Origin of the sequence: Methylomonas sp. HYX-M1 (genome assembly GCF_040741385.1) — a bacterium.
Classification (GTDB): Bacteria; Pseudomonadota; Gammaproteobacteria; order Methylococcales; family Methylomonadaceae; genus Methylomonas; species Methylomonas rhizoryzae.
In genome coordinates this window covers 1,365,084-1,383,626 of the sequence record NZ_CP160405.1, presented here as the reverse complement: position 1 = coordinate 1,383,626, position 18,543 = coordinate 1,365,084, and the positions used below count along the sequence as shown (strand labels likewise).

The window sequence follows — 18,543 nt, the reverse complement described above, 5'->3', positions numbered from 1 at the left end:
GGCAATTTTGCGGAAAAATGGCGTAACTAGACTACTAACATTTCCCGCACCGAAGCCTGGATGTCCTCTAAATCGTATTCGCCTATCCCAAGATAAATCAGCAGATCTTTTTTGATTCGTTTGAATTCGAAATGGTCGCCGGCATCGCCGATGCTTTTGTGAGAAGTACAAGTATTTTCGGCAAGCTTCAGTACTGCGAGCAAATTCTTCCCTTGCGGATCGTAGGAAACTTCCTCTCGGAAAATGGGTTCGGTCTTGTGGTGATCGGCTATCGCCTGACAAATGTGCTTGGGCAAGTTCCAAGCTTTAGCGGTGAAATACCCTACCACCGAATGGTTGGTGTGAAATTCGGCGTTTTCTACGTCAGTGATGCGCCGCTTGGGTTCCGCGTATGCTCGCTTGATCACTTCCGGATAATTTTCGAACTTATCCATCATCAACGTAATGCCGCTATCGTGAAACAAGCCCAGCGTATAGGATTCGTCGACGGACCCTACTCCCAGCATTTTGGAGATCGCCATACACGCCATCGCAACATCGGAAGAATTGTCCCAAACTTGCGTCATTCTCGCCAAATGCTCGAAATCGAAGGCGTTGCGTAACGTCAAACATCGAATGATGTTTAATACATTTTTGAGACCCAATAAATTTAAGGCCTGCTTGATCGAGGATACCTTACCCCGCATACCGAAACACGGCGAGTTGATGATTTTCAGCACCGCGCCGGATATGCCAATGTCTTTAACGATTATGGAGGTAATTTTGTCCAATGAAACGGTTTCGAAGGCACTCTCCATTTGCAAATCCACCAAAATTTGCGGTTGCGGTGGAATCGTGATGCCCTTCAGTATCTTCTTGGTCTTCTCTTCGTCTAAATTGTTAACCATATCGTCGTAGGGGAGGCGGTCTGCGAGTCGGACTTAGCGTCCGGATAAAGATTAGCAAATTTACGTCCAACCCATCGCCGTCTGTGCAATCATTTTTTCAGCGTTTAAATTGTTCTACGGATTGATTTAGCTGCCTGACCAAATCGACCAGCTCCCCGCTGGAAAGATCGGTTCTTTCCGCATTCCGGGCCGTAGCGTCGGTCAACCGGCTGATATTGGCTATGTTTTGGCTAACGCCTTGCGCCACCTGGTTTTGATTGCCCGAGGCCTCGGTTACCTTGGCATTAAGCTTTTTGATGCGCGCGACGCGCTCGGCGATCAAGGCTAAACCCTGATCGGCGCTTTCCACTTGCGAACGTCTTTGTTCGGCGCTGCTTTTCGCATTATCCATCACCGAAACCGCATCGACCGCTTCGCGCTGCAACTGGGCAATAATTTTTTCAATTTCCTCGGTAGCCTGATGCGAGCGCGTCGCCAAGGTTCTCACCTCGTCGGCGACCACCGCAAACCCACGCCCTTGCTCGCCCGCCCTGGCCGCTTCGATGGCCGCATTCAAGGCCAGTAGATTGGTTTGTTCGGCCAAACCCTTGATGACGTCCAACACCGAACCCACGCCTTTACTCTTTTCGGCCAAACGTTTGATCACTTCCGAGGCGCGATCGATTTCGCTAACCAAGCCAAAAATACCGTCGATGGCGTTCTTGGTAGTAACGGCACCGTTACCGGCCTGCTGGTCCGCTTCTATGGAGGCCTTGGCCGCGCCTTCCGCGCATTCGCGCACTTCGTTGACGGAACTTTCCAAACGTTTTATCGCATGCACCACCGACTCGGTTTCCTGGCGTTGCTGTGTGGCCGCTTGCGCGGTTTGACCAGCCACTTGGGAAATTTGCGCCGCCGCGCTGTTCAGCTGCAACCCCACGTCCGACACGCGCGACAAACTGCCGGCAAAGGTAGACAGCATCGTATTAATCGCGGAACAGAGCTGGCCGATTTCATCCATCGAATCATGCGTCAAGCGTTGGCGTAAATCCGCGTCTTGACTGATCAGATTCATTCGATTGCGCATTTCGCTCAGCGGATTTACCACGATGTTGCGCATTAAAATGGCAACGAGCAGCACGGCGATCACGAACAAACCGAAGGCAATACCGCCGGCAGCCAGCAAGTCACGGCCGATGATCTCGTGCAAACCGTCCAGCAGATACTCCAAGCGCACTGCACCCAATACAGTTCCTTCCGCGACCCTATGGCAATTCAAACAGTCGGTACCTTTAAAATTGCTGCTGGCGACCACCGGCTTGACGACAATGATGCGTTCGCCTTGCGCATCGCTGACCCGTTTTATCACCGTTTTGCCGCTTAAAGCAGTCCGGTCTAAATCGTCCTCCGGGGCTTGTTCAGCCCCCCCGGGGCCAAAGGCATCGGTTATCGCTGGGCCGCGAATCATGCGAATGTCGAAAATATCGTCGCGCGCTTTAACCTTTTCTTCAAGCAAACGGCTTTTCGCGATGGAGCCGGCTATCATCATCGAATTCAAGCCGTCGAAATAACTATTGGCCACCTCCAAGGCTTTTTCGGACGCGAGTGTTTGCACCAATTCTTTTTGTCGCTCCACCATAAACCACATGCTAATGGCGGTAACCAAAAAGAAGACGCTAGCGATACTGAGCAAAATTTTGCCCTGAATTGAAACTGAGTCTTTCATTGGGCTCCTCGGTAATCAACAAATTCAAGCTAATATAGCGGCAAACGGAGAAATTACATGACCATTTATCGCGCTATCTAAAGCAAATGCTACAAAAATGCGCAACATACCGCTAAACCCTCCCGGCAAAAAATGCCGAGCACCCAACAAACCTAGCAGAATAGTCAAGCTCTACTAGCTTTTGATTTAACGCGGTACTATATTGTTGCCGCTTCGTTACAACACTGTTTCCCTTTTGTTTATTGATATTTTTAAAGCTGTTTTAGACCGGAATGTCAAATAAACATAGTAAACCGTTGTAACCGCTCGTTATCCGGCGAAGACATTCATCGCTGTGTTTGTTCAAGCCATTTCATTAATTTAACTGTCCGTTTAAATTGAGAGGTAATTGCCATGTCCAAAATCAAAGCATTTTTCACCGAGTTATCGCGCCGAGAAGACGGAGCCAGCGCACTGGAGTACGCCTTGCTGGCCGCCATGGTAGCGGTCGTTATCGCTGCGTTTGTCACGCCCGTAAGTACTCAGATTAAAAGTATTTTAAATACGATTCTGACCGCGCTAGGCGGAACAGCTGTAAGCTAGCAGCCTAACAGCCATGACTGCCGGCTCGGCCTCCCATTTATACTTTCCGCCCGCTATATGGGCGGTTTTTATTTGGATAGGCTGTCTGGCCGCGTTCGATTTGCGCCAACGCCGTTTACCGAATTATTTAACCCTGGGCGGCGGTTTTGCCGGCCTGGTTTATCTGGCGGTTTTCGGGCATAGCGTCACCGGCGCGTCGGCAACGTCGGTGTTCGTTTCGGTGCTAACCGCGACACTGGCATTGGGCCCCTTGTTTTGGCTAGGCTGGCTGGGCGCCGGAGACGTGAAGCTTTTTGCCGCCATAGGCTGTCTCGGCGGCTTGGAACTGCTGCTGAATACCTTTGTATTATGCAGCTTTCTGAGCCTACCCGCGGCTATGGCCGTCCATTGGCGCAAACACCGCACAGAGGGTCTCAAAGCACCCCATGCTTCGATCCGCCTCCCGCAAGGCGTATTTATCGGTCTGGGTTTAATATTTTCCCTAATCCTGAATGATGGCAGCCGACTACTTTAACCGCCGCTTCGCCGCTCACAGTGCACCGGAGCGAATGGCGTGCAAACGCCAACGCGGCGGCGCTGCCATCGAATTTGTGTTTACCTTTCCGATTTTTTTCACGCTTTTTTACGCCATCTCATCTTATGCGCTGGTTTTCACCCTGGAACAAGCGTTGACTTTAGCTACCAAGGAAGGCGCACGCGCCGCGATCAAAGTCGATCCGACCGGTTTTGCCGACAATGACGCTTACTTGGCGCAAGTGACCGGCGTATCGCGTGCCGCGGTAGTGCAAAGCTTGAGCTGGCTGACGAGTTCGCAACAAGCGGCGACATTAGGCAGCTCGCCGAATTACGATAAAATCGCGGTAACCCTGAATGGGGCCTGGATCAACATTAGCGTCTCCTACCCTTATTCGACGGTACCTTTGATGCCTATATTGACTTTTCCCGGTATCGGAAAAGTCCCAAACGTGCCGGATCCCTTAACGGTAACCGCGCAAGCACAGATTTAGCTAAAGCCGGCTTATCGTTAACAAGCCGCTTTCGATTCGACCATCTTTCAGAACAGCATTTAGCCTATCCATGAATAACCAGATCCTGAAAATTTTCGCCTTGGTGATGTTGCTGGGTGCTTTGATATTGGCCGTTATCGCCTACAAACTCGGCAACGCGCCTCCCGCGCCGGCTTCGGCCGGCAACGGGCAGCCCGTCGTTGCCGAACCGAAGTTTTCCATGGTGGTCGCTGCGCGCAATCTTGCCCCCGGCGAACCCATTCCTAACGACGCACTGCGCATCGTCAAAACCGACACCCCGCCGGATAAGGTCTACAACAACCTCAACGAAGTGGCCGGCAAGCGCCCTTGGGCGGCTATTGCCAAAGAACAACCGATACTGCGCAATTATTTCAGCGGAGACAATCCTTTAGGCCGCGCCTTGCGGCAAAACGAACGCGCCATCGCCGTCAAAGTCGATGAAATCATCGGCGTGGGCGGTTTCGTCGAATCCGGGGACTTAGTGGATTTGGTCGCCTTTGTGCGCGGAGATCACCAGGCCGTCAAAGACAACCAAGCCGTGATGATTTTGCGCGCGGTCAGAGTCATCAGCTACGGCAGCGAATTTTCCGCCCCCAGCGCCGAAAAATCCGAAGAACGGGAAGCCGGGCAAAAAGGCAAAACCGGTAGAAATACCGCCGTGCTTGCAGTAGACTCGGCCGATTTACCGCGCATCGCCTTGATTGAAAATGCGGCGACGCTCAGAATGGCACTACGCCCTTCCAACGCCGTGGACACGGATAGCAGTCCGGGAGGCATCACGCTGAAAGACGTCATTTCGCAAGCCGAATTCAATCAAAAAGGCCCGCTGGTCGAGATTTACCATGGTACACAATTAGAACAAATACAATACCCATGAGCTTAAACCCAACCCCTAGTAAACTGACCCTGAACGCCAGACGGTTTACCCTACTTTTATTACTGGTCCTGGCGTCGGCCACGGTATTTGCCAAAAACAAGCACCGCCATAAACCCGATTACCAAGACTACGTCATCGTAGAAAGCCAACACGAAGTCTTGCACTTAAGCGCGGACCCCACCCGGATTGCCATCGGCGACCCGGAAATCGCCGACGTCACCTTGACCAACACGCCGCGCGAATTGCTGATCGTCGGCAAAAAACCCGGCACTACCAATTTGCATGTCTGGCTTTCCGGTCACTCCAAGCCGCAACGCTATCGCTTGCGCATCGACCCCGCCACCACCGAAGGCGAATTTTCATCCTTGCTCGAGCACGCCGGCAAAATCCAAGAGCCCAAACCCGATCCGCGCGATTTATCAAGCGTCGATGTTAGCGGCACGCAAATTCAAGCCGACATAAAAATCGTCGAGATCAGCCGTAGCGCGTTAAAAGAAGCCGGCTTTTTCTTCCATAAAAACTTCAAAAATACTGTCGTTTCGGTGGCGCCTCCGGGCACCTTGTCCGGCGTCGAGTCCTCGGACACCGGCAGTCTGCTGCTGGAAAGCGCTTCCGGTTTCTTTCCTTATGCGCAGGCCTTCCAAATGGTGTTCGGCGACTCTCAAGAAGGCTGGCTGAGCACGGTCAGCTTGCTGGAACAAGGCGGCTACGCCTACGTCCTCGCGGAGCCGAGTTTGGTCGTCATGGCCGGACAAACCGCCAACTTTTTAGCCGGCGGCGAATTTCCCATCCCGGTAGCGCAAGGTAGCGGCGCTTCCGGTGCGATTACCGTCAAATATCGGGAATTCGGGATACGCCTTGCCTTGACCCCCACTATTCTGGACGCCGAACGCATCGTCATGAAAGTGGCGCCGGAAGTCAGCGACCTGGATTTTTCGGTAGGCGTGCAAAGTGCAGGCACCCAAGTGCCCGCGTTAAAAGTGCGCCGCACCGATACCACGATAGAACTCGGCGACGGCGAAAGTTTCGTCATCAGCGGCTTAATCAGCCAAAACACGGTAGCCAACGAAGACAAACTACCGTGGTTAGGCGATCTGCCTTACATAGGTGCGTTTTTCCGCTCGAAAAGTTTCGAAAAACAAGACAAAGAACTATTGATGGTGGTCACCCCGCACATCGTCCACCCGCTCGGCAAACACACCCCGCTACCGCAACTGCCCGGCGAAAATTATCGAACCGAAAATCCCACGTTCAATCGTTTCCTGTTCCACAACCAGCAACCCAAACGCGGCTTGCCCGGCAGCATGGAGGGATTTTCACGATGAGCCCGAACGACAACGGCCCCCAACGGAATGTGCTGCTGATTGCGGACAACGAATTCATCGCCCGCCGCCTGAGCGAAATTTTAGGCAACGAAGGCCAATTATTGATTTCCGAAGCCTCGGCGCTCGAACGAGTACTGCAAGTCGTCGACTCGGCTCACATTTTGATGGTGGTCGTGCACGTTGCAAGCGACACGGCCTATCAACGCTTGACGCTGATCGAGGAACTGCACGAAGCCAAACCCTTACTGCCTATCCTGGTGTTCGCCGAGGATAACGAGCCCAATTTTCTGCTCAACGCCATGCGCGCGGGTGCCAATGATTTGGTCACCCTGGACACCCCGAAGCGGGAAACCTTAGAACGCCTGCAAGTCTTGATGAAAAAAGGCGCGCAGTATGCGCCGACCCGCGACCGTCCCAACGGCAAATTGCTCGCGGTAGTCAGTGCCCGCCCGGATGCCGATTCGGCCATGCTGTCGCTGCACCTTGGCCTGGCCTTGGTGAAATTCGCACCGCAAAGCAAGGTGTTATTGCTGGACCTGGGCATCCCGGAAGCCGATTCCCTATCGTTTTTGGATTTGCAAGTCTCTTATACCTTCGACGACGCCATCCGCAGCATCCGGCGTTTCGACGAAACCTTGATCGAGACGGCGTTCGCCAAACATCCCAGCGGCTTGATGCTGCTGGCCATGGCGGAAGATTCGGAAGTCGGCCGCATCTTGGCGGCCGACATCATCGTGTTGCTGAACATATTGTGTACGCATTTTCAGTACGTGGTGGTCAATCTCAGCGGCCTACCGAAATCGGAGTTTCTACAATTGGTCACCTCGCGCGCCGATCAAGCATTCTTGTTGTGCGAGCAAACCGTGCCCAGTTGCCGCAGCAATAAAAAACTCCGGGACTTTCTCGAACATTATCATTCCGCGGACAAGCTGGAGTTGATTGTCGACCGCTATTTGGCCAGCCAACAGCCGAACGCCGAAGAAATTGCCGAACGTTTACACCTTTCGCTAAAGACCACTCTGCCCCCGTCCGGCATGGCGCGGCTATTTATGAAAAACAGCGGGCAAAGCCTATTCGAATTTGCCCCTAACGATAAATACACGCTTTCGGTCGAACAGTTAGCCAAAAGCTTGTTGGGTATCACCGCTGTACGCTCTCGAAATACCTTGGCAAAAGTCACCCGTTGGTTTCGGCCGTAACTGTTTAAGGTTGGGGAAAACATAGCGATACCCGGCTAACGAAAGCGGAAAACGGCACGGCTCATAGCCTCGATGCGGGCCTTGCGTCGCGACTGGAAGCTGCTCCAACGGCGCCACAATAAAGAGTTGTCAAATTTCAAATTGGGTTTAATCTGAAAGCCATGCCGGTAGCAACCGCTTGTCGGGACATTCGCCTGCAAATCGCGACGAAACGCCGCTGCCACGATCAAAACTTTTCATTAGCCGAAGCGGCAAGAGGACTTCATGGTTGTTAAACACAAAAAACATCGACTCAAACTACCGCCCGCCCAGGCCAATCCGAACCGGGCTAAGACCGCACGGCGCTGCCTTTGACGTGTAGACGCAGATGAAATTTCGTAAACACATAGGCGCCGAATTGGCCTCCGAACTGAGGGCCATCAAAAACCGTTTGCACCGGCACATTCTGGACGAAATCGAAACCCTGCCCAGCGGTAACGACGAACAGCTGATGCAGTTCGTCAAAGACAAAACCGTACACTACATCCGCGAGCAGCGCATCGCGATTAATCAAATGGAAACCGAAATCGTCGTCAAGGACTTGGTGGACGAACTGCTCGGGTACGGCCCGATAGATCCCTTGCTGAGAGACGACAAAACCAACGACATCCTGGTCAACGGCCCGCATCAAATTTATATCGAACGCAACGGCAAACTCGAACTGACCGGCCTGCAATTTATCGACAACCAACATTTGCTGCGGGTAATCCGCCGCATCCTGGCGCCCTTGGGCCGGCGCATAGACGAAACCAGCCCGATGGTAGACACCCGCCTGCCCGACGGCAGCCGGGTCAATGCCATCATCCCGCCGCTGGCGATAGACGGCGCTTGCCTGTCTATCCGTAAATTTCGCGCCGACCCGTTAACGGCGGCCGACTTATTGGTTTATCAAACCTTCGACGAAGAAACCCTGGCTTTATTGCGGCAGGCCGTCGAATGCCGCTGCAACGTTCTGGTGGCCGGCTCCACCGGTGCCGGCAAAACCACCTTGTTAAACGTGCTCAGCAGCTATATCGCCCATGGCGAACGCCTGATTACCATCGAAGACGCCGCGGAACTCAACTTGCGCCACCCCCACGTGGTGCGTCTGGAAACCCGTCCGGCCAACGCCGAGGGCACCCATGCCGTCACGGCGCGGGAACTGGTGCGCAACGCCTTGCGCATGCGGCCGGACCGCATTGTTTTGGGCGAAATTCGCGGCGCCGAAGTATTGGATATGCTGCAAGCCATGAACACCGGCCACGACGGCTCCATGGCCACTCTGCACGCCAATAGCCCGCGCGACGCCCTCAACCGCCTGGAATTGCTGTCCGGTTTTGCCGGCTACAACGGCAGCGAGGAAACCCTGCGCCAACAAATCGCCAGCTCGGTCGACCTGATCGTGCATATCGGCCGCATGCGCGACGGCCGCCGTCGGGTATTGACCGTCGAAGAAATCCTGCAAGTGGCGGACGGCCATTACGTAACCCAAAGCCTGTACAACTTCGAGCCCTTAACCCGCTTGAGGCCCAAACTCAGTAAAATGGCCGGCCGCGACGCCGGCTCCGGCGGCCGGCGTTATGTCTAGCGAAATCCTGCTGATGATCACGGCCGCCGTGATGTTGGCCGCCAGCGCCTTGGCTATTTTTTTGCTGGACAACCGCAATCGTTACCAATCGACCCTGGACCGACGGCTCAACCAAATCGAAGAACGCCGCCATCCGCCCGCCCCAACCGTCACCAGAGCACCGATCAACTGGGCCAAAGCCACCTTGCAACGTTCCGGTCTGGAACGCTCCAAGGCCTATGTGTTCGCAGCCGGGGTACTTTCGGTCATCGTCGGCGCATGCGGTTACTTGTTTAACGGCAGCGACGGCCTGTTAGTTACCGGCTTGTCGGCGACGCTAGCCGTTTACTTGGCATTGCTGTGGAAAATCGGCGCCAACCAGCGCAAATTGTTGGAACAAATACCGGGGTTTATCGACCATATCGTCCGCATCATGGCGGTTGGCCGCAGTTTCGACAGCGCTTTGCTACAGGCCATAGAAGACTGCCCGGCCCCCTTATCCGACGCCCTGGCCAACGTGGTTGCCGAACAGGCGCTGGGCGGCGACATCGTCGAAGCCCTGTCCGAATCCGCCGAAGTCTACCGGCTTAAAGAATTGCACCTGATCACCCTGGCCTTGCGCATCAACCAACGTTACGGCGGCAGTATCCGAGAAATGCTGGAAAACATCATTGCTTTAATCCGCCGGCAAGAAGAAGCGGAACGCGAACTCAGTGCAATTACCGGCGAAACCCGGCTTAGCGCCTGGATTCTCGGTCTGATGCCCAGCACGTTGGCGGGCTACATGATGATAACCAACCCTTCTTACATAGGCTTTCTGTTGGAAAGCCCCGGCGGGATGAACATCATCTACACCTCGTTGGGCCTGCAGGTGTTCGGCGGCTTCGTCATTTGGCGCATGATGCGCAGCTTGAGGTAACAGCATGCCGCAGTTTTGGTCAGTCATGTTCGCACTAGCCATACTCTTAATCGCCACGGCTATACTTGCCATCCTGACGCTTCAGCGTAGCGCCGACGCCGATAGGCTGAACCGCCGCTTCAAGCAAGCGTTCGGCCAAGCCGTACAACCGCAAGCCCCCCGGAGTTGGCTGGAACAACTCGGCAATAAAGTCATCCCGGACAAAGAAAATAAAGACAGCGGCGAAATCAGACTGTTTATGGTCAGAGCCGGCTGGAAACGCAAAAGCGATTTTGCTCTGTTCTACGCCGTGCAGTGGCTGCTACCCCTATGCGCGGTCATCTTCTCAGGCCCTTTTATTCTGGTCGGCGGTTCCAAGGAAAACGATTGGGCCGCGATGTTTTTAGTCGCCAGCGCCGCTTATTTATTGCCCAAACGCCTGCTCGCGTTCAAAGCTTCGTCCAGACAGCGGCGCATCGCCGAGCAAGTACCCGTTTTAGTACACTTGCTGCGCGTGCTGTTGAGCACGGGGCTCAGCGTCGAACAAGCCTTGCGCGCCTTGGCGCAGGACATCCGCACCTTGTTGCCGGACATGGCGCACGAGCTGGATTACATTCTACGCATGGTCACCGCCGGTGAAGATCTGGCGCTGGCGATGCGTAGAAACGCCGAACAACTGGACGTGCCGGCCCTGACCGATTTAACGATGATCTTGGAACAAACCTGGCGCTTGGGCGGTAGCGTGCTCAATTCGCTGCGGGAATTGTCGGACTTGTTGGAAAGCCGCATGCAAACGGATCTTAAAGAACGCGTATCCAAACTATCCGGAAAAATGACCATAGTAATGATGTTGTTCCTGTTCCCTGCGCTGCTGATCTTATTGGCAGCGCCCGGCTTCATGGCCGTAGCCGCGGGTTTAAAAAATGCAGCCGGTTAAGTTTTACGCTGAAAATCCTTCTAGGAGCGTCCCCTTCATTGCGACAAGGGTGTCGCTCGCCCTATCAATTCATTTGGCTACGGCGGAGAGGTGCCTTGATGATCGTTAGCTTCAAGTTCCACTCCGGTCGGTCGTTTAAATTGGTCTGGCTAAGCCTCAGTTTGATATGCACGGGATGCGGCGACTATCTGGCCGCTTTGGCCAAACCCGCCGTAACGCCGTCTCCCGAACCGGCGCCGACCGCGGTCAATAACTTTATGCCGCCGCCCGACTGCGGCGGCCGGCTGGAAGCCGGCGACCGCATGTATTTGGAGCTAATCCACAAGATGGTCGAACGCGGCAATTACCACGCCGCGCTGGCCAACCTGGCACAGTTACAAAAACAAACCGGTAAAGTGCCGCAACTCGATTATCTGCGCGCCGAAGCCTTGCGCGGCGCAGCGCAAACCGACGCCGCCGAGGCGGCGTACCGTGCCTTGCTGAATACCTGCATGGCCGGCCAGGGCTGGCACGGCCTGGGCCTATTAAGCGCCGACGCCGGGCAACTGGACAAAGCGGAAGAATTCATCGGCAACGCCCTGGCGGAACGGCCGGTAGCAGCGGACTACCACAACGATTTCGGCATGGTGTCACTGTTGCGCGGCAAGTTCGAACCCGCCCGGCAAGCCTTTCTCACCGCCATCGAATTGGACCGCAACAATTCACTGCCGATAGAAAACATGGTGGTTTTGGCCCTGCTCGAGCATAGAGAAGCCGAGGCCCAAGGTTACATCGATTTTTACAAATTGACCGGCGAACAGGCGGATAAACTCCGCCGACGCGCGCGCGAATTAAGCGAACGGCAAACCGCTTCCGACTCTACCTCCACGAGCGAATGACAAGCATGCGTTACTTCCTATTACTGGCCTTGATCGGCTTAACCGTCAGCCGCGCCGGCGTCGCCGACGAAGCGGCGTATCCGGAACCGCCTTTAGGCGTGGAACAGCCGGTCCCGGCCGTCGACCCGCCTCAATTCGCGGACAACCAAACCCGGTTATGGCTGCAGCGGCAAAGCTCCGGCGCCGTGGCCGGCAATCGATACGCCATTCCCGGTCAAGCGGCCACCGCCAGCTTTCAGCGCTACCTGCAAAGCTTCAGCCATCCCATACCTTTACATTTCGAAACCACTGGCTCCGGCTCTTCCGGCGGTGGTTCCGGATCGGGCGGTAGCAGCGGCGGGCGCTGAGGCGTGGGTTTTGCGCTCAACGCCAAGCGCGACGGGCGCTTCGGCTTTCGCAGCCAACGCGGCAACATCGGCTTTTACGGCACGCTGGCGTTGATGTCGGCATTGCTGTTCATGGTGTTGGCAGTCGATACCGGCCGCATTGCTTGGGAAAAACAACGCCTGCAAAGAATCGCCGACTTGAGCGCGTTGCATGCCGCCAGCGTCGCGGTCTGCGGCGGCACCGAACAGCCTTCGCAAGCCTTGGTGGCAGCCGCCGCGCAAACGGTCGCCGCCGCCAACGGCTACGGCGGCAATTTGACGAATACCGCAGGCGCGGTCACCCTGGGCAGCACGCAAACCGTCAGCGGCAATCGCCAGTTCAACACTGTGGCCAATGCCGCCGACGCCGACGCGGTGCAGGTCGTCGCCACCAGCCAATTTCCCGGCTCGCTGATCCTCGGCGGCTTCGGCAATACCCAGCTTAGCGCCACTGCGGTGGCTACCAAGCAAGTGCTGGCCGGCTTCCGCCTGGGCAGTTTTCTGGCCCGGGTAGATACCGGCGACTCCATTTTGAACCCCTTGCTGGGCGGCATGCTGGGCAGCGCGCTTGCGCTGGACTTGGTCGGCTATAAAGGCATAGCCGCAGCGCAAGTCAGTCTTTTGGACTTGATCAACGCCACAGCCGGGGTCGGCACGGTCAACGAGCTGTTGGCCGCCGACTTGGGCGTCGGCGAATTCATAGACATCGTCGCGCAAGCAGTCGGCCCCAACACCACGGCCGGGCTGGCCTTGAATCAGATGAGTCTGGCCGCGATAGCCGGTTTGCCGACCATACGACTAGGCGACATTCTGGCTGTGACCGGCGACAATCCGGAAGCGGCGCTGGACGCGCAGCTCAATGCGTTGGACATCGTGACCGCCGCAGTCCAATTGGCCAACAAAGAGCATGCGATCAGCGTGCCGGCCTTCGGCGTGGATTTGGCGCCAATCGCTACCGTGGCGCTAAATCTTTACATTGTAGAAGCACCCAAAATCGCCATCGGCCCGCCGGGCAAAAACAGCGACGGCAGCTGGCGCACCGAAGTATCTACGGCACAGCTTCGCCTGCAGTTGGACGTCTCACTGTTGAACTTATCCGTGCTCGGAATACTGAATACCAGCATCAACCTAAACCTGTATTTGGACGTTGCAAAAGCCAAGGCTCATTTAACGTCGGTCAAATGCGCCACCTCGAACAACCGCAAACATGAAGTCGTTGTCGGCGTAACGCCCAGTGTCATAACACTGGGCATCGGCCAGTATTCCAACATCGCTGGCGGTAGCGCTACCACCGCCAGCCCGACCATCATGGTCAAATTAGGCTCGCTAGATGCGGTAAAGTTAACAATCTCCGCCGCCGCCGCCGTCGCCAACCCCAACGCCACCGATTTGACCTTCGAAGTTAGTTCGACGCCAATTTCAGTGCCGCCGCCCAATTCCTTAACCCAAACCGCTCATTCCGACGCAGCTGCCGGCCTAGCAAACGCGATTTCCGATCTTGTTGCATCTCTTCAACTGACACCCACACTCTTAGGTCTCTCACTATTAGACTTGCTGCTTGTTCAGCCCCTGCTTTCTCTAATAGCTCCAGCGATAGAGGCTATATTAACTCCCGTGTTCACCACGATTGGCACCGCTATCCTAGACCCCCTGCTCACTGCCCTTGGCATTCAACTCGGCGGCGCCGACGTGACTTTACTATGGCTGGACGCCACTAACACCACTTTAGCGATATGACTTTCAATGCTTTTTCGCCTAACCGTTGGCGCACCTTAAACCTGCAACTCTTCGGCGCGGCCGTATTGCTGCTGGCGACCTGGGGTGTTTGGGTGTTATACGACTGCCGGGCGCTATCCGAGCGCAACGCGACCGAATTGCATGACCTGGCAGTCAAAAGCCTGAGCCAACAGCACGGCGATTACAAAGCCGCCGCCGCCGCTTTGGCCCGCGCGCCCGCCGCAGAAAGCTATCTCAAAATCGAATTTGTCGATAAAGCCGGCCGGGTGCTGGCCGTCGCCCGCTCCCAGCCCGCTCCGCCATCCGCTCTGCCGGTCTGGTTGCGCCTGGGCGCATTGGAGTTGCCGCTGCCCGGCAAAGGCGCGCCTAGCTTGCGACTGACCCCGGTCGGCGACGCTGCGTTGGCGCGTTGGCAGACCCAATGGCCCTACGTAACGGCCTTACTCGGCATGGGCATGCTAAGTATCAATCTGGCCGCATTGTTGATTTGGCGCCGCTCCGGCTGGCAACCCGAACTTCCCCGCCGCTGGCAACTGCCAAACGAATCCGCCCCCCCCAAGCCGGCAACGCCGCAGGAAGCCGGCGATCCGGCTGCACTGCTCAACGAATTGCCGATTGCGCTATTGACGGTGGAACGTAACGGCCGCATTCACTATTTCAACCGACTGGCCGGCAATTGGTTCGCCTTGCACAAAGAGGACGCCCCCAACAATCTGTTGGACTTGGTAGCACCATGGGTACGGGAAAAATTGGCCGGCATTCTGGCTAAAAACCCCCAGGAAACCGCACCGATACCCTTGGAAGCCTTGACGGCACGCGGTACGCAAGGCGCCGTGGCCGTATCGATAGATTGCCACTCGGCCGGCGATTCCGATGAGCTGTGGTTGGTGACGGTACGCAACAACGCCGAACAGCAGGCGGTTAAACAAGCCTTGACCCTGCGCGACAACCTGCTGGACGCCATAGAAACCGGTCTGGCCTTGACCGCGCCGCAGCATGGCAACGAACTGCAATACGCTAATCGGGCTTTTCAACAGCTGCTGCAGGCCGACCGCAGCTTTGAGGACACTAAAAACTCCCTACTCCCCCTGCTTCAACAGCTGCCGGAGCCGGCTGTGCAGCAATGGCGGCAGGCGATTGCGCAACGTTGTACCGCCGCTATCGACTGGATCTGTACCGGTCCTAGCGGACAACTGCGTTCATTCACGCTAGGGTTGACGCCGCTCGACAGCGCCCCCGCCGGGCCGGCCTTTGCCTTGACTTTGCAAGACCGCACCGAACAATACCATGCCGCCGCTCACGCCGCGGAGGAGCGCGCATTAGCTTGGTCGCTGCTGAGCGCGTTACCGGCCGGCCTATGTTTGGTGGACGCGCACAACCGCATCGTGCGCAGCAATCCGAAGTTCGCCGACATTCTGCAAACCGGCGAGAACAGCTTGCGCGACACGCCGATAAACCACTGGCTGCCCAATTTGCCCGCAAGCGCCAATTACGGTTACCAAGGCGAGTTCAGCTTGCGCTCCGGAACCAGCGAATTGCGTTTGCGCCTGCACAAATTACGGTTCACCGAACTCGGCGACGCTAAAGCAGCTTATCTCGTGGAAGACGTCAGCCAAAGTTACCGGCAAACCAGCCGCACGGCTTACGAACTGGAGCGTTTTCACAGTATCTTGGAAAGCATAGGCGAAGGCATCGTCATCACCGATCAGGACGGCTTCATCCAAACCTTAAACCAAAGCGCGCAACGCCTGACCGGTTTGACCGAACAACAGTACCGCGGCTTGCCGTTCGGCCAAATCGTGCGTTTGATCGACGAACGCAAGCGTCAGGCACTGGCCGACCCCGCCATTCGCGCCATTCGCGTCGGCAAAACCGTCAAATTTCGCCAAGACGTGTTGTTCGTCGGCGACAATCAACAAGAGCTGGCGGTGGAGGTATCGGCCACGCCGATTTTTACCGGCGACCACAAAGTGTCCGGGGCGGCTATCGTCATCCGCGACGTTTCCGAGCAGCGTTCCACCAGCCAAAAAATGCATCAGCGCGCCAGCTGCGACCCTTTAACCGGCCTGATCAACCGGCGCGAGTTATTGACCCAATTGGAGAGCCTGCAATACGAAGTCGACGAACAAGCCAAGCAACACATCCTGTGCTATATGGATTTGGATAAATTCAAAATCGTCAACGACACCTGCGGCCACAACGCCGGCGACGAGTTGCTGCGTCAAGTCTCCCACCTGATGAAAAATTGTCTGCGCACGACCGACATGCTGGCGCGCATCGGCGGCGACGAATTCTGCGCGGTGCTGCGCGACAGCAACGCGGAAAACGCCATCAACGTGGCGGAGAAATTGCGCGAGTCGGTACAACGCTTCCGCTTCACCTGGGAAGGCAAAGTATTCGAAATCGGCGTCAGTATCGGTTTGTTCGCGTTATTGCCCGGTTTATCCGTGGAGGAAACCATAGCCGCGGCCGACAACGCATGCTACAAAGCCAAGGAGGGCGGCCGCAACCGGGTGCATGTCGCCAGCGGGGGCGAAAAGTCGGGCGATAAACCCTTGCTGCCTTGGAATCAAAGGTTGTCGGAAGCGTTGGATCACGACTACTTTCAACTGCAGGTCAACACCAGCCCGGTTCATGCCGACGGCTTGCCGGATTATATGGACGTGATTTTGCAATTGCACGAACCCGGACATACGCCGTTGATACCGTCGGCCTTTATGCCCAACGCCCACCGTTTGAAAATGGATTCGGCAATCGAGCGTTGGGCGATAGGCAAATTGTTCGGCTTGCTCAGCGTGCCGTCCAGGCAGTTGGCCAACAAACGGATTTACGCACTGCCGGTGTCGGTTGCCACCCTGAGCGACGCCGACTTTATGCCGTTTTTATCCGAACAAAGTGCACGCAACGGGGTAAACCCGCAATGCATTTGCTTCGAAATCGCCGAGGAGGATTTCCTGCAAAACTTCAGTGCGTTACGCGACGTGGTCAGCGACGCCCGCGATGCCGGCTATCGCATCTGCCTGACCCGTTTCAGCGGCGGCGCCTCGTCTTTTGTATATTTACGCAGCCTGAAAGTCGATTTTTTGAAGATAGACAAAGCCTTAACCGGCCGCATAGCCGAAGAGCCCATCGACGCCTACTTAGTGCAAGCGATACAATCGATTGCCCGGTACTTGGGCATTGCGACCCTAGCCACCAACCCGGCCGGACCGGAATTGGAGGCGTTTTTGCTTCAATTAGGCGTCGATTACCGCCAATCCGCTCAGACGACACTGATCCCCTTGGAGCAAATTTAGCCTCGGCGGAGTCGGCCGACGTGCAAACTGAGCCGGGAGCGCCGCTCCGCCGCGTTTGCACGGGAAATCCGGCGGTTGCCGGACCCGCTCGACTATCCTCAGGGCATGACTCCCGGGTCCGCTTGGCCGCGCAACGACAGACGCAGACTTCGAAACCGCTTGCGGTATTGGGCCGGCGTCAACATCACCCGGCGCTGGAACAAGCGATTAAAAAATCCGGCGTCTTCGTAGCCCACGTCGAAAGCGATGGTTTCTACCGGCAAATCGCCAGCTTCCAACATTTGTTTGGCTTCCTCCAAACGGAGCGTGTGTACGTATTCCAGCGGCGATAATCCTGTGGCGGCTTTGAAGCGCCGATTGAAGCTACGCTCGCTCAAACCGCTTAACTTGGCCATCGCGGCTACCGGTGCAGCGGTACGGTAATGTTCGGCAATCCAGGTTTGACAACGGGCAATCAGCGCGTCGTCGACCTGGCGGGTACGCGCCAATCTGGCATAGGGTTGCTGGCCGACGTGGTGCCAATCGATTAAGTTGAGCTTGGCAACCTGCATCGCCGCTTCCACCGATACCAGTCTGGCAATCAAAAACAATGCCAAATCCAGCCAGGAGGTGCCGCCGCCGGCCATGACCAGACGCTGGCCGTCGCCGGAACACACCAGGGAACGGCGGCTATGCACCTTGACCTGCGGAAAACGTTGACTCAGGACCGGACAATAAGCCCAATGCGTGGTGGCATCGTGTCCGTCCAGCAGCCCGCCTTCCGCCAGCAGCATTGTGCCGGAACAAGCGGTGGCCAAAGTGGCACCTGCCGCATAGCGCCGTTTTAACCAGTCCACTTCCCGATCGAATAACCCGGTCAGAGGCTCTCCGGGCGGAATGTTGACTTCCGGAACGCAGATTACCGCCGCGTCCGGGCAGTCCGCCAGAGCATAGTCCACCGGTATCGGAATGCCGTTGCAGACTTCCACCGGCCCAGGATCCGCGGAAACGATCAGCGGTTGCAGCAGCTGCGGGCCGGGCCGGCCGCTGACGATGAGCGGCCAATCCCGCCCGACCGACATGAATAAATCGTACATGCCGAAAATGACCGAGGCGCTGCTGGCCGGAAACGCCAGTATGGCTACCGGCAACGGCGAAGCATCCGGGCCCGTGGCCGAATCGTCCGGTTTGGCGCCGAAACGCCGTTGGTCCGTTTTGCCGCAAAGAGCTATGTTAACGCCCGTCCGTAATTCTTTAGGATTCAT

At 56.2% G+C, this 18,543-nt stretch carries 16 protein-coding genes; 13 read left to right on the top strand and 3 right to left on the bottom strand.

Translation table 11 applies throughout. The features are described from left to right. Window positions 1-26: 26 nt before the first annotated feature. Together AB0A83_RS06505 and AB0A83_RS06500 are read right to left on the bottom strand one after the other, a co-directional pair. Window positions 27-887: an HDOD domain-containing protein gene (locus AB0A83_RS06505; protein ID WP_150047489.1), complete on the bottom strand. Its 861-nt coding sequence runs from the start codon at window positions 885-887 to the stop codon at window positions 27-29. A 97-nt stretch (window positions 888-984) separates the two neighbouring features. After that, on the bottom strand, window positions 985-2,592 hold the full coding sequence (locus AB0A83_RS06500; protein WP_150047488.1) for a methyl-accepting chemotaxis protein: 1,608 nt from the start codon (window positions 2,590-2,592) through the stop codon (window positions 985-987). 393 nt (window positions 2,593-2,985) lie between these two features. On the opposite strand from AB0A83_RS06500, the gene AB0A83_RS06495 reads away from it, so the two are divergent. The 13 genes from AB0A83_RS06495 to AB0A83_RS06435 all read left to right on the top strand — a co-directional run bounded on the left by AB0A83_RS06495 (window position 2,986) and on the right by AB0A83_RS06435 (window position 17,299). Beyond that, on the top strand, window positions 2,986-3,174 hold the full coding sequence (locus AB0A83_RS06495; RefSeq protein WP_150047487.1) for a Flp family type IVb pilin: 189 nt from the start codon (window positions 2,986-2,988) through the stop codon (window positions 3,172-3,174). Between the two features lie 13 nt (window positions 3,175-3,187). After that, the gene (locus AB0A83_RS06490; protein ID WP_367155749.1) at window positions 3,188-3,688 is read left to right on the top strand and encodes a prepilin peptidase; all 501 of its coding nucleotides are present in this window, start codon (window positions 3,188-3,190) and stop codon (window positions 3,686-3,688) included. Next, the gene (locus AB0A83_RS06485; RefSeq protein ID WP_367155748.1) at window positions 3,666-4,181 is read left to right on the top strand and encodes a TadE/TadG family type IV pilus assembly protein; all 516 of its coding nucleotides are present in this window, start codon (window positions 3,666-3,668) and stop codon (window positions 4,179-4,181) included. Before AB0A83_RS06490 ends, AB0A83_RS06485 begins: the two co-directional genes overlap by 23 nt. 70 nt (window positions 4,182-4,251) lie before the next feature. After that, window positions 4,252-5,079: a Flp pilus assembly protein CpaB gene (gene cpaB, locus AB0A83_RS06480; protein WP_150047484.1), complete on the top strand. Its 828-nt coding sequence runs from the start codon at window positions 4,252-4,254 to the stop codon at window positions 5,077-5,079. Continuing rightward, complete coding sequence (locus AB0A83_RS06475) at window positions 5,076-6,404, top strand: type II and III secretion system protein family protein (RefSeq protein ID WP_367155747.1); 1,329 nt, start codon at window positions 5,076-5,078, stop codon at window positions 6,402-6,404. The genes cpaB and AB0A83_RS06475 overlap by 4 nt, the downstream gene beginning before the upstream one ends. Next, complete coding sequence (locus AB0A83_RS06470; protein ID WP_150047482.1) at window positions 6,401-7,603, top strand: response regulator; 1,203 nt, start codon at window positions 6,401-6,403, stop codon at window positions 7,601-7,603. The genes AB0A83_RS06475 and AB0A83_RS06470 overlap by 4 nt, the downstream gene beginning before the upstream one ends. Before the next feature lie 367 nt (window positions 7,604-7,970). Continuing rightward, window positions 7,971-9,209, top strand: coding sequence for a CpaF family protein (locus tag AB0A83_RS06465; RefSeq protein WP_367155745.1), 1,239 nt, complete (start codon window positions 7,971-7,973; stop codon window positions 9,207-9,209). Then, a complete protein-coding gene (locus tag AB0A83_RS06460) occupies window positions 9,202-10,107 on the top strand; it encodes a type II secretion system F family protein (protein WP_150047480.1) in 906 nt (301 codons plus the stop codon). The genes AB0A83_RS06465 and AB0A83_RS06460 overlap by 8 nt, the downstream gene beginning before the upstream one ends. Before the next feature lie 4 nt (window positions 10,108-10,111). After that, on the top strand, window positions 10,112-11,023 hold the full coding sequence (locus AB0A83_RS06455) for a type II secretion system F family protein (protein ID WP_150047479.1): 912 nt from the start codon (window positions 10,112-10,114) through the stop codon (window positions 11,021-11,023). Window positions 11,024-11,121: 98 nt separating this feature from the next. Then, window positions 11,122-11,901, top strand: coding sequence for a tetratricopeptide repeat protein (locus AB0A83_RS06450; protein ID WP_150047478.1), 780 nt, complete (start codon window positions 11,122-11,124; stop codon window positions 11,899-11,901). 5 nt (window positions 11,902-11,906) lie between these two features. Then, entirely contained in the window at window positions 11,907-12,248 is a 342-nt protein-coding gene (locus tag AB0A83_RS06445) for a DUF3613 domain-containing protein (RefSeq protein ID WP_367155744.1), read from the top strand. A 3-nt stretch (window positions 12,249-12,251) separates the two neighbouring features. Further along, entirely contained in the window at window positions 12,252-14,003 is a 1,752-nt protein-coding gene (locus tag AB0A83_RS06440; RefSeq protein WP_367155743.1) for a TadG family pilus assembly protein, read from the top strand. Continuing rightward, complete coding sequence (locus AB0A83_RS06435) at window positions 14,000-17,299, top strand: diguanylate cyclase (protein ID WP_367155742.1); 3,300 nt, start codon at window positions 14,000-14,002, stop codon at window positions 17,297-17,299. Before AB0A83_RS06440 ends, AB0A83_RS06435 begins: the two co-directional genes overlap by 4 nt. 98 nt (window positions 17,300-17,397) lie before the next feature. On the opposite strand, the gene AB0A83_RS06430 is transcribed toward AB0A83_RS06435, so the two are convergent. Next, window positions 17,398-18,543: a GlxA family transcriptional regulator gene (locus tag AB0A83_RS06430; RefSeq protein ID WP_367155741.1), complete on the bottom strand. Its 1,146-nt coding sequence runs from the start codon at window positions 18,541-18,543 to the stop codon at window positions 17,398-17,400.